Genomic DNA, 11,049 nt, shown 5'->3' with positions numbered 1-11,049 from the left:
ATGAGAACTGAGAGACAGGTTCAAGCACAAAAATTACGAGCTGAAGGTGAGGAACAAAGTCTTACACTTAGGGCTGGTGTTGACAGACAAATTACTGTTATCCGAGCAACCGCAGAAAAAACAGCGAATGAATTAAGAGGTGCTGGTGAAGCTGAAGCGATTACCATATTTGCTTCAGCCTTAGAACAAGATCCTGAATTTTATGCTTTTACAAGATCACTTGAAGCCTACAAGAAGACTTTACCTGGTGATAACACCACTGTCGTCTTATCATCTGACAGCGATCTGCTCAAGTATTTAGAGACACCAAATCCAGAAGCTTCAACGGAGAAATAAACATAAATCTTGCAGTATTATTTGCAGGTGTTGTTTTTTCATATCTATTAGGAACTATTTCCACAGGCTATGTACTCACGAGAATTATATACAATAAAAAAAACATAGTTTTTCGGCATACTGGCGCTTCGGCAATCTTTGAACAAACAAATTATCGAATAGCAACTTTTGTTGTTTTAATTGATTTTATAAAAGGCCTTTCTTTTGGGCTGTTGTTTATTTATTTATCAACAGACACGGATAAAATTTTTCATTATTGTGTAATTAGTATGGTTTTGGGGCATGTTTTTCCTATTCAAAAAACAAATAAAGGAGGCAGGGGTGTTATTATTTCAGCAGGGATTCTATACTCAATTATTACGCTTCCTATGTTTATTGGATCCCTATTTATTGTAATGGTAAAACTATTATTTAAAGACTCAGCGTTGGCTGTATTGCTATCCATGCCATTAATACTAGCTCTTGTATATTTTTTCCCTGTAAATAATCAACTTTATAATTCTAAAGAACTATTGTTGTTTGTATGCTCGCCAATTGTAATCATACTTAGCTATAAAAGAATTTTCCAAGAAAACGTCATCCCTACAATATTAACAAAAAAACAATTCATGAATCGCCTTCTTTATGATCGAGATTAAAAGAATATTGATAATGGATTTATCCGTTGTTAGACTTATGTTTAATATTATTAATAACCCTTTATTAGGAGTATGAGTATGTCTACCATGGTGACCGGGGGATCGGGTTTTATAGGAAGAAGAATTATACGCAAGCTTTTAGAAAGAGGAGAAGAAGTTGTTTGCTTCGATTTAAATCCTCCACAAATTAACCTACAACCATTTCGAGGATTAATGAAATTTTATCGAGGGGACGTGTCGCAATTATCGCATATTTTAGAAGCAATTAATCAACATAAAGTTCATAAAATAATTCATCTGGCCGCACTTCTTCCGCCAGATACAGAAGAAAGGCCACACTACAGCATGTTGGTTAATATTCAAGGCACAAATAATATTTTTGAGGCTGCGCGTTGGACTAATATACAACGTGTTGTTTATGCAAGCTCGATTGCAGTTTATGGTGTGCAAGAAACATTTGGAGATAGGCCTATTAATGAGGATGACCAACCAGCCCCGATTAATATGTATGGAATGACCAAAGCTGTTAATGATTTTTCAGCATCTAAATATAGAGATCAATATGGTTTGGATATTAGGGCAATAAGGATTTGTACAGTTTTTGGCCACGGTAGAGTTACTGGTATGACAGGAATGATAGGCGGTTTATTAATGTCCTTGCCAGCTGTTGGAAAACCAGTTGAAATGGAATTCAGGCCTGAAGAGCCATCTCCTATGATTCATGTGGAAGACGCTGCAGAGATATTTGTAAGAACAACTCTAGCAAGTAAATTAAATTATCCGATATATATAAGCGGAGGCCACTTAGCAACAATCCAAGATATGATAGATATTGTGATGGAAATTATACCTGATGCAAATATTAAAACAGGAGATAAGCCTGTTCCTCACGTTTATAATGTTGATTCAAGCAGAATGTACCAAGATTTAGGTTATGACATTGTCCCCCTACAAACTCGGATAGCTGAACACATAAATGACGCGAGAAAAGAAGCCCATCAATAACTTATTATAACTGCCTGTAAATATAAAAAGTTTGTGTTACACTATCACGACTGTGATTGGAAGTATGCGGGAGTAGCTCAGAGGAAGAGCATTTGCTTCCCAAGCAAAGGGTCGCGGGTTCGAATCCCGTCTCCCGCTCCAAGGTTTAATTTATAGAAAGTAGGGATAATATGCTATATAGTCTTGAAGATCTTTCTCCCAAAATTCACGAAACCGCTTTTGTTGCCCCAAGCGCACAAATTATTGGCGATGTGGAAATTTTAGAAGGCGCTAGTGTTTGGTTCAATTGTGTTTTGCGAGGAGACGCTGGAAAAATAATAATAGGTAAAGGCACTAATATACAAGACGGCACGGTTATACATGAAGAAACTACAATAGGAGAAAACTGCGTAGTGGCACACCAATGTTTAGTTCATAGATGTACAGTAGGAAATAATGTAATCATAGGCAATGGTGCTTTAGTTTTTGGACCTGCGGATATAGGGGAAAATTGTGTGATAGGAGCCGGTTCAGTGGTTATACCGGGATCCACTATTCCTAAAAACTCTTTAGTATTAGGAATACCTGGAAAAGTTGCAAGAGAACCGTCTAAAGAAAATTTGGAAATGACGGCACGAACTGCTGCAAACTACCAAAGAAATAGAGACCGATATTTGAAAAATTTAAAAGAGGTGAAATAATTATGTTTACAAGATTACATCATTTAGGATTAGTAGTGGGTGACTTAGAGGCGGCAAAAAGTCTTTGGTTGGACACATATGGTTTTTCAGTCGATGAAGAAAGATCACCTTTGCCTAATGGCAGAAATGTCCAGCTAGACAATGTAAATATACTCGATATACCGGTTGGAGAGAGTGAATTAGAAATTAATATGGCAAATGACCCCAATAGTGGTACTGGAAAGTTTTTAGAGAGAAGAGGGGCTGGGCCACATCACATATGTTTGTATTCAGACGATATGGATACAGATGTTAAAAGACTAATCGATGCTGGGCAACAAATTGTTGTGCCTCCAACAGGAAGTGCAGATCAAGAAGGTGGCTCAAGGGTTGCCTTTGCACACCCGAAGTCTAATTTAGGTTTTCTCTTAGAAATCTGGCAAAATATGCCAGTTAATGGTGTCGTTCCGGAGCCACCGAGGGGAAAAGGTGGTAGTCTTACTTATGTTCATCACGTAGGGGTGGTGTGTAATAACTTTGAAGAGGCGTTAGCTTTGTTTAGAGATACCTATGGGCTCAAAGTGGATGATACAAAAACGCCCTTGCCTAACGGTAGATTTGCCGAAAGTGATAATGTAAAAATTCTTGAGTTTCTTATAGGGGAATCACGTATTGAAGTTAGTGTTCCTCAAGACGAAACCAGTGGAACTGCTAAATTTTTAGCCAATCGTGGGCCTGGAATACATCACGTATGTTTTTATTCTGAAGACATAGAGAGCGATGTAGATAGATTGAACACAGCAGGATTGGTTCAAATTGGAGAAGTTACAGGTGCTGATGAAGGTGGTAGTAGGGTTACTTTTTATCATCCCAAAAGCAATATGGGTATATTGGTTGAATTATGGCAAGATGTTTAATATGCTCTATTCTTCTTCCAAATAGGAATTAAACTTGACAATATAGGGGTATATTGTTATTATCCGTTTCTGTTGCCTTCTTTTCAGAGGCAATATTTTTATTTGGAAAGAATTAGATAATGCCTACAGTTAATCAATTAGTAAGAAAAGGTCGTGCTAGTTCTCAAAAAAGGACAAAGGCTCCTGCATTGAGAGTAGTTCAAAACACCTTAAAAAATAAGATAACAAGAGGACCGGGATGCCCTCAAAGAAGAGGCGTATGTGTTCAAGTTCGTACCACAACCCCGAAAAAACCTAATTCTGCTTTAAGAAAAATAGCAAGAGTGCGACTAACAAATGGTATGGAGGTAACTGCCTATATACCTGGGGAAGGTCATAACCTTCAAGAGCACTCTGTTGTTTTAGTAAGAGGAGGAAGGGTCAAAGACCTTCCTGGGGTTAGATATCATATAGTTAGAGGAGCCTTAGATTCTGGAGGAGTCAACGACAGGAAACAAGGTAGAAGCAAATACGGGTCTAAGAAATAGATAGTATTTAGAGAAAGCAGAGAAGATCGTGTCTAGAAGACGAAGAGCTACAAAAAGAATAACCATTGCAGATCCTAAATATAATAGCCAAGAGATATCAAGGTTTATTAATCGAATCATGCTAGACGGAAAAAAAACTGTAGCTCAAAGAATAGTATATGACGCATTGCAAAAACTAGAAGACGACGCTAAACGACCAGCTATGGAAGTTTTTGAACAAGCAATGAGAAACGTAACACCAATTTTGGAAGTAAAATCTCGAAGAGTTGGTGGGGCAACATATCAAGTTCCTGTAGAAGTTCGTTACGATCGAAAAGAAGCTTTAGCTATGAGATGGATAATAGGCTCCGCCCGATCACAGTCGGGTTCTTCTATGTCAGATAGACTCTTTAGAGAATTACAAGAAGCTTCTAGGGGTCAAGGAACAGCAGTTAAGAGAAGAGAAGATTTACACAGAATGGCTGAAGCCAACAGGGCTTTTGTTCAATATAAATGGTAGTTATATCGAAGTAAGGTTTAGTTATGGAATTCCCTATTGATAAAATAAGAAATATTGGATTTATTGCTCATATTGATGCAGGTAAGACAACGGTAACAGAAAGAGTTTTATTTGCTTCTGGCATGACACATAAAATCGGAAATGTAGATGATGGTAATACTGTAACTGATTGGATGGATCAGGAAAAAGAACGTGGAATAACAATAGTATCTGCCGCGGTTACCACACATTGGCGTGACCATCAAATAAATGTTATTGACACTCCAGGTCACGTAGATTTTACAGCCGAAGTAGAAAGAAGCCTTAGAGTATTAGATGGAGCAGTGGTTGTATTTGAATCAGTTTCTGGTGTTCAACCACAATCAGAAACTGTATGGAGACAGGCAGATAAATATGGCGTACCAAGAATATGCTTGATTAATAAAATGGACCGAATGGGGGCAAATTTTTATCGAGCAGTAGATATGATAAAAGATAGATTCAAAGTAGTTGCTGTACCTATTCAACTTCCGATTGGTAGTGAAAGCGATTTTAGTGGCATTATTGATCTGATTGATCAACGAGTTATCAGGTTTAGTAGAGAAACAGGTTCTGGCGTTGAAGAGATTTTGGACGAAATCCCGGAAGAATTTCAACAACAATTTACAGAATACCGTGAGGCAATGTTAGAGAATATTGCCGAATTTGATGAAGAAATAATGATGAAGTATCTAGATGGTGAAGAACTTACACCTGATGAAATACGAAAATGCATTCGCATAGGAACAATCGCCAATAAAATTGTTCCTGTTATTTGTGGAAGTGCAATGTTCAATTGGGGAATGCTTCTGGTATCAGATGCTATAGTGGACTTTTTGCCGTCACCAAAAGACATTCCAGCTATTTCTGGCGTGGCTCCAAGAAGTGAGGACGAAGTAGTTGTGGCACATAATGAAGATGATCCCTTTTGTGGTATTGCTTTTAAGGTAGTTTCAGACCCGTACACTGGACGTTTGGTGTATTTTAGAGTTTATTCTGGCAGGGTAACTGGAGGTACATCTCTCCTAAACGTTACCAAGGGCAGAAAAGAACGTATGGGTCGAATTGTTAGAATGGTGGCAAACAAACGAGAAGAAGTAGAAGAATTAAAGGCGGGAGACATAGGGGCTTCCGTAGGTTTAAAAGACACATTTACTGGTGATACTTTAACTCTAGAAAATAGACCTTTACTACTTGAAACAATTAAATTTCCAGAACCAGTGATTTCTGTTGCTATTGAGCCTAAAAGCAAAGCAGAGCAAGAGAAATTAACAGATGGACTTATCAAATTAGCTGAAGAAGATCCAACTTTTCAAACAAAATATGATGAAGAAACAGCCCAAACTATTGTTTCTGGTATGGGAGAACTTCATATAGAAGTTTTAGTTGAAAGACTTAAACGGGAATTTAGTGTTGATGCTAATCTGGGCAAGCCTAGAGTTTCTTATCGAGAAGCTATAAAGAAAAAAGCTACTGCTGAAGGTAGGTTTGTTAGACAAAGTGGAGGTCGAGGTCAATATGGGCATGTCGTTTTAGAAATAGAACCCCTACCCGAAGGCGAAGGCTTTGAGTTCGATAATAAAATCGTTGGGGGAAAAATTCCTAGAGAATACATCCCATCTGTTCAAGCAGGCGTTAAAGAAGCATTAACGAATGGCACATTAGGTGGATATCCTGTTGTAGATATAAAAGTAACTCTTTTTGATGGCAGTTTTCACGATGTTGACTCATCTGAAATGGCTTTTAAAATGGCAGGTTCAATGGGTGTTAAAGCCGCAATATCAAAAGCAAATCCACAGTTACTTGAACCTATAATGGGTATAGAGGTAACTACTCCTGAAGAACATATGGGAGACGTATTGAGTGATTTGAATTCCAGAAGAGCCCAGATACAAAACATGGAAGCCCAAAATGATGCTCAAATTTTAAAGGCCCATGTTCCTTTAGGCCAAATGTTTGGATATGCAACAGACCTTCGTTCTGCAACACAGGGAAGAGCTAGTTATTCCATGGAGTTTGATCATTATTCCGAAGTTCCAGAAAACATAAGAGAAGAATTACTCGCACAAGGTTAATTAAAAAGGGCTAATCATGGTAACAACACAACAACAAACAAATAGACAAAGAATGAGAATTATACTCAAAGGGTTTGACCATAGAATTTTGGATCAATCTGCAGAACATATAGTTGAAAGCGCTGAAAGAGTGGGCGCTTCAGTTGCAGGGCCTATACCATTACCTACAACTATTAAAAGATTTTGTGTTATTAGATCCCCTATGGTGGATAAAAAATCTCGTGAACATTTTGAAATGAGAACACATAAAAGATTAATCGATATATTAAATCCGTCTTCTAAAACAATAGACGCTTTAACAAGACTAAATATGCCAGCTGGTGTAGATATATCAATAAAGGTATAACAATGAAGGGTATTATAGGAAAAAAAATAGGTATGACACAAACTTTTTCTGAAAAGGGGGAAGTTCAGCCTGTGACTTTGGTTCAAGCAGGCCCATGTGTTATAACTCAAATAAAAACTCAAAGCAATGATGGATACAATGCTATTCAAATCGGATACGAAACTTTAAAAAAGGCAAATAAACCAACTTCGGGCCATTTACAAAGAACAGGTAATTTTAAATACCTAAGGGAAATAAGGGTCGAAGAGCTTGACGAATTACAAGTAGGCCAATTGTTAAATGTCCAAATGTTTTCTGTAGGTGAAATTATACGAGTTACTGCAAATTCTAAAGGAAGAGGGTTCGCAGGGGGAATGAAACGGCATGGGTTTCATGGTGGGCCTAAAACCCATGGTCAGTCAGATAGATGGAGAGCACCTGGTTCAGTTGGTGCGGGATCAACTCCAGGTAGGGTATTTAAAGGGAAACGAATGGCAGGACACTATGGAAATGAAACCATTACCACAAAAGGTTTAGAAGTTGTATCTGTTGATACGGAGAATAATATACTTTCAATAAAAGGAGCAGTTCCTGGAGCACGAGACACGTTAGTAATGGTTGCTGGAGATGGAAATATTCCTATATATATTGAAGAACCTGAACCAATAAATGAAGTGGTTGAAGAGGTGGTTGAAGAAGTAGTTGAAGAGGCAGCCGAAGAAGCCGAACCAACAAATGAAACAGTTGAAGAAGTAGTTGAAGAGGCAACCGAAGAAGCCGAACCAACAAATGAAGCAGTTGAAGAAGTAGTTGAAGAGGCAACCGAAGAAGCCGAACCAACAAATGAAGCAGAAGAAAGGTAAATTGTGGAATTAACTGTCATAAATAATAAAGGTGAAGAAGTTAGTAAAGTTGAAATCAGCAATGAATTAGTAGCTGTTGATTTTAATGATGCTGTGGTTCATCAAGCAGTAGTAAGACAACTTGCCAATGCGCGACAAGGTACCAGTAGTACAAAAACACGTTCAGAAGTATCCGGCGGAGGAATTAAGCCGCGTATTCAGAAACATTCAGGACGTGCAAGACAAGGATCAATAAGAGCCCCGCAATGGAAAGGCGGAGGTGTTGTATTTGGACCAAAACCCAGAAGTTATAATAAAAAAATAACCAAAAAAATGAAACAATTAGCTATTAGAAGTTCTATATCTGACAAAGTTCGTGATGAAAAGCTTATGATAATTGATTCTTTGGATGAACTAACTCCAAAAACTAAAGATACTATAACTTTATTAGCCACACTTGGTATATCTGATAAAACATTGATTGTCACTGAAGGCAAAAATGAAAACATGTTGAAAGCTACTAGTAACATTAAGAGTATAAAATTAATTGAGGCTAATAAATTAAATGTTCTCGATATTATGTCCTCAAATAATATCCTAATTTCATTAGACGGAATTAAAGAAGCAGAAAGAATATGGGTAAAAACATCTAATTCTAAGGAGGCACCAAATGAGTAGTGTTTATGATGTTTTATTAAAGCCTGTTGTTACGGAAAAAAGCACAATGCTACAAGAACAAGGTAAATATGTTTTTGAAGTCATACCCACAGCTAATAAAATTATTGTCAAAGAAGCAATTGAAAAAGCCTTTGATGTTAATGTTTTGTCTGTAAACATTACTATGAATAGAGGAAAAGTTAAGCGAGTTGGTCAAAATTACAGTCGATCAAAAGATAAGAAAAAAGCAATTGTTACCCTCAAGCCGGGTGACAGAATTGAAATCTTTGAGGGAGCATAAGTAATGCCGTTAAAAACTTTTAAACCCACAACACCATCTAGAAGAGGTTCCGTTTTACCGGATTTTAGTACCCTTACGTCCAAAACCCCACATAAATCATTAACAAAAGGTTTAAAGAAAAGAGCAGGGAGAAATAATAGAGGTAAAATCACTACTAGACATAGGGGTGGAGGTTCTAAACGAACATATCGTTTAATTGATTTTAAACGGGATAATTATGGGGTTCCAGGCAAAATCGTTACTGTTGAATATGACCCTAATCGTTCAGTAAGAATAGCTCTAGTAAATTTTGTTGATGGGGATAAACGATACATTCTTCTCCCTAACGGGCTAAATGTGGGAGATGTTGTTATGAGTGGCGCAGAAGCTGAAGATAAAATAGGAAATGCAAAGCCTCTTTCTTCTGTTTCTAATGGAACAATAATACATAATATAGAAATGACCCCAGGCCAAGGCGGACAAATAGTAAGAAGCGCTGGTGGTTCAGCGCAAGTTTTGGCTAAAGAGGAAAAATACACACTAGTTAGGTTGCCATCTGGAGAGGTTAGAAAATTCCTTAGCACATGTATGGCAACTGTAGGGCAATTAGGAAATTTGGAGCATAAGAATATTAAATCAGGAAAAGCTGGAAGAAACAGACATCTTGGTAGAAGGCCCAGTGTGAGGGGTTCCGCAATGACGCCAAGAGACCACCCCCACGGAGGTGGTGAGGGTAGATCTCCAGTAGGGTTAAAGAACCCTAAAACACCTTGGGGAAAAGTAGCCCTTGGTCACAGAACTAGAAAAAATAAAAGAACCGATGTATTTATTGTAAGAAGAAGATATCAAAAATAGGTGATAATAAATGTCAAGATCGATAAAAAAGGGCCCTTATGTTGACCCAAAATTATTAAAGAAAATTTTGTCTGTTATGCAAAATGATAATAGAACTGTTATACGCACATGGTCACGTTCTTCTATGATTATTCCTGATATGCTAGGTGCTACTATTGCTGTGCATAATGGAAGAAGACATATTCCAATATTTATCACAGAAAATATGGTTGGACATAAGCTAGGGGAATTTGCTCCTACTAGAACTTATAGAGGCCATGTTACTAAATCTGAACAGTCTTCAAGAGTGAGGTAATATGCCAACAAAAGCTATTTTTAAAAATATTAGAGTGTCCCATAAGCGAATACAATTATTAGCGAATATGGTAAAAGGAAAGAATGTCAACGATGCGTTAGACATTCTTAAATATTACCCAAGCCCTTCTGCACAACATGTGTATAAGGCCGTAAAATCAGCTGCTTCAAATGCAGAAAATAACGATATGTTAAATCCTAATAGGTTAGTTATATCTACGATTTTTGCTAACAAGGGACTTACTATAAAAAGATTTAAACCTATGGCTAGAGGCCGTGCAGGTCGTGTTAGTAAATTTTCTAGTCATCTAACAGTAATTGTAGACGAGGAGGCCTAGATTGGGTCAAAAAACACATCCAATAGGATTTAGATTAGGAATAATAAAAGGTGGAAGATCCTGGGATTCTTCATGGTTTGCTTCTAAGTCTGAAAATTACAAACAGTATGTAGAAGAAGACATAAAAATTAGATCTTTATTGCGTGAAAATTATCAAGATGCAGGAATTGCTAAAATTAGTATAGAGAGAGGGGCAGAGCTTGTTGTTACTCTTCATACTGCAAGACCTGGAATAGTTATTGGTCGCGGCGGAACAAGAATTGATCAGTTGCGAGAAGAAATAGAAAAAATGACAGGGAAAATTTCTAAAGTTAATGTTTATGAGGTTAAACAGCCAGAATTAGACGCATCATTATTAGCAAGAAATGTTGCTGACCAACTAGAGCATAGGGTTATGTTTAGAAGGGCAATGAGACAGGCTTCTACCAGAGCTATGCAGTCCGGTGCTGAAGGGATAAAAATTCTATGTTCCGGAAGACTGGGCGGGGCAGAAATAGCTAGGAAAGAAAAAGTGATGGTCGGACGGGTGCCATTACATACACTAAGAGCTGAGATTGATTATGGTGTGGCTGAAGCAAATACGACATTTGGGAAAATTGGTATTAAGGTATGGATTTTTAAAGGCGAAATAACTGACACTGAAAATAATGACTCAGATTTAGGACCAATTGGTTTTACTCTTCAATCTAATGTTCCATCTGAGGAAAATGAAGAACAGCAGGCTGAAGCTTCTTTGGAGGAAGGTAATGTTACAACCACGGAGAACTAAATATAGAAAAATGCA

At 37.5% G+C, this 11,049-nt stretch carries 15 protein-coding genes and 1 tRNA gene; all 16 read left to right on the top strand.

Going from position 1 to position 11,049, the window contains the following annotated elements:
* Positions 1–332: 332 nt before the first annotated feature.
* The 16 genes from FI695_00945 (at position 333) to rpsC (ending at position 11,034) form a co-directional block, all read left to right on the top strand.
* Positions 333–974 carry a hypothetical protein gene (locus FI695_00945; protein MQG50530.1) on the top strand — a complete coding sequence of 214 codons (642 nt, stop codon included), beginning with the start codon at positions 333–335 and terminating at the stop codon, positions 972–974.
* A 72-nt stretch (positions 975–1,046) separates the two neighbouring features.
* Positions 1,047–1,979 (top strand): NAD(P)-dependent oxidoreductase, encoded by a 933-nt coding sequence (locus FI695_00940; GenBank protein ID MQG50529.1) that lies wholly within the window; start codon positions 1,047–1,049, stop codon positions 1,977–1,979.
* 66 nt (positions 1,980–2,045) lie between these two features.
* Positions 2,046–2,120: transfer RNA gene (locus tag FI695_00935), tRNA-Gly, on the top strand.
* 29 nt (positions 2,121–2,149) lie between these two features.
* Entirely contained in the window at positions 2,150–2,659 is a 510-nt protein-coding gene (locus FI695_00930; GenBank protein MQG50528.1) for a gamma carbonic anhydrase family protein, read from the top strand.
* Between the two features lie 2 nt (positions 2,660–2,661).
* A complete protein-coding gene (locus FI695_00925) occupies positions 2,662–3,555 on the top strand; it encodes a hypothetical protein (GenBank protein MQG50527.1) in 894 nt (297 codons plus the stop codon).
* Positions 3,556–3,674: 119 nt separating this feature from the next.
* A complete protein-coding gene (locus FI695_00920; protein ID MQG50526.1) occupies positions 3,675–4,082 on the top strand; it encodes a 30S ribosomal protein S12 in 408 nt (135 codons plus the stop codon).
* Between the two features lie 28 nt (positions 4,083–4,110).
* Positions 4,111–4,581 carry a 30S ribosomal protein S7 gene (rpsG, locus tag FI695_00915; GenBank protein MQG50525.1) on the top strand — a complete coding sequence of 157 codons (471 nt, stop codon included), beginning with the start codon at positions 4,111–4,113 and terminating at the stop codon, positions 4,579–4,581.
* 23 nt (positions 4,582–4,604) lie between these two features.
* Positions 4,605–6,674, top strand: a complete 2,070-nt coding sequence (fusA, locus tag FI695_00910; protein ID MQG50524.1) for an elongation factor G — start codon at positions 4,605–4,607, stop codon at positions 6,672–6,674.
* A gap of 16 nt (positions 6,675–6,690) precedes the next feature.
* Positions 6,691–7,020: a 30S ribosomal protein S10 gene (gene rpsJ / locus FI695_00905; protein MQG50523.1), complete on the top strand. Its 330-nt coding sequence runs from the start codon at positions 6,691–6,693 to the stop codon at positions 7,018–7,020.
* 2 nt (positions 7,021–7,022) lie between these two features.
* Positions 7,023–7,862 carry a 50S ribosomal protein L3 gene (locus FI695_00900; protein MQG50522.1) on the top strand — a complete coding sequence of 280 codons (840 nt, stop codon included), beginning with the start codon at positions 7,023–7,025 and terminating at the stop codon, positions 7,860–7,862.
* Positions 7,863–8,519, top strand: coding sequence for a 50S ribosomal protein L4 (gene rplD, locus FI695_00895; protein MQG50521.1), 657 nt, complete (start codon positions 7,863–7,865; stop codon positions 8,517–8,519).
* Complete coding sequence (locus FI695_00890) at positions 8,512–8,799, top strand: 50S ribosomal protein L23 (protein ID MQG50520.1); 288 nt, start codon at positions 8,512–8,514, stop codon at positions 8,797–8,799. The genes rplD and FI695_00890 overlap by 8 nt, the downstream gene beginning before the upstream one ends.
* Before the next feature lie 3 nt (positions 8,800–8,802).
* Entirely contained in the window at positions 8,803–9,633 is an 831-nt protein-coding gene (gene rplB, locus FI695_00885) for a 50S ribosomal protein L2 (protein ID MQG50519.1), read from the top strand.
* Positions 9,634–9,643: 10 nt separating this feature from the next.
* The gene (gene rpsS, locus FI695_00880) at positions 9,644–9,928 is read left to right on the top strand and encodes a 30S ribosomal protein S19 (protein MQG50518.1); all 285 of its coding nucleotides are present in this window, start codon (positions 9,644–9,646) and stop codon (positions 9,926–9,928) included.
* A gap of 1 nt (position 9,929) precedes the next feature.
* Complete coding sequence (locus FI695_00875) at positions 9,930–10,265, top strand: 50S ribosomal protein L22 (protein ID MQG50517.1); 336 nt, start codon at positions 9,930–9,932, stop codon at positions 10,263–10,265.
* Between the two features lies 1 nt (position 10,266).
* Positions 10,267–11,034 carry a 30S ribosomal protein S3 gene (gene rpsC / locus FI695_00870; GenBank protein ID MQG50516.1) on the top strand — a complete coding sequence of 256 codons (768 nt, stop codon included), beginning with the start codon at positions 10,267–10,269 and terminating at the stop codon, positions 11,032–11,034.
* Positions 11,035–11,049 lie beyond the last annotated feature (15 nt).

The organism is SAR202 cluster bacterium, from assembly GCA_009392515.1.
Taxonomy (GTDB): Bacteria; Chloroflexota; Dehalococcoidia; order Lucifugimonadales; family UBA6952; genus UBA6952.
Note: the sequence above shows the minus strand (reverse complement) of the source record. Positions and strands in the feature narration are given on the sequence as shown.

Bases quoted from the DNA above. Each gene is read 5' to 3' on its own strand.
- FI695_00940 (MQG50529.1), top strand. From the start codon at position 1,047: ATGAGTATGTCTACCATGGTGACCGGGGGATCGGGTTTTATAGGAAGA.
- FI695_00930 (MQG50528.1), top strand. From the start codon at position 2,150: ATGCTATATAGTCTTGAAGATCTTTCTCCCAAAATTCACGAAACCGCT.
- FI695_00925 (MQG50527.1), top strand. From the start codon at position 2,662: ATGTTTACAAGATTACATCATTTAGGATTAGTAGTGGGTGACTTAGAG.
- FI695_00920 (MQG50526.1), top strand. From the start codon at position 3,675: ATGCCTACAGTTAATCAATTAGTAAGAAAAGGTCGTGCTAGTTCTCAA.
- fusA (MQG50524.1), top strand. From the start codon at position 4,605: ATGGAATTCCCTATTGATAAAATAAGAAATATTGGATTTATTGCTCAT.
- rpsJ (MQG50523.1), top strand. From the start codon at position 6,691: ATGGTAACAACACAACAACAAACAAATAGACAAAGAATGAGAATTATA.
- FI695_00900 (MQG50522.1), top strand. From the start codon at position 7,023: ATGAAGGGTATTATAGGAAAAAAAATAGGTATGACACAAACTTTTTCT.
- FI695_00890 (MQG50520.1), top strand. From the start codon at position 8,512: ATGAGTAGTGTTTATGATGTTTTATTAAAGCCTGTTGTTACGGAAAAA.
- rplB (MQG50519.1), top strand. From the start codon at position 8,803: ATGCCGTTAAAAACTTTTAAACCCACAACACCATCTAGAAGAGGTTCC.
- rpsS (MQG50518.1), top strand. From the start codon at position 9,644: ATGTCAAGATCGATAAAAAAGGGCCCTTATGTTGACCCAAAATTATTA.
- FI695_00875 (MQG50517.1), top strand. From the start codon at position 9,930: ATGCCAACAAAAGCTATTTTTAAAAATATTAGAGTGTCCCATAAGCGA.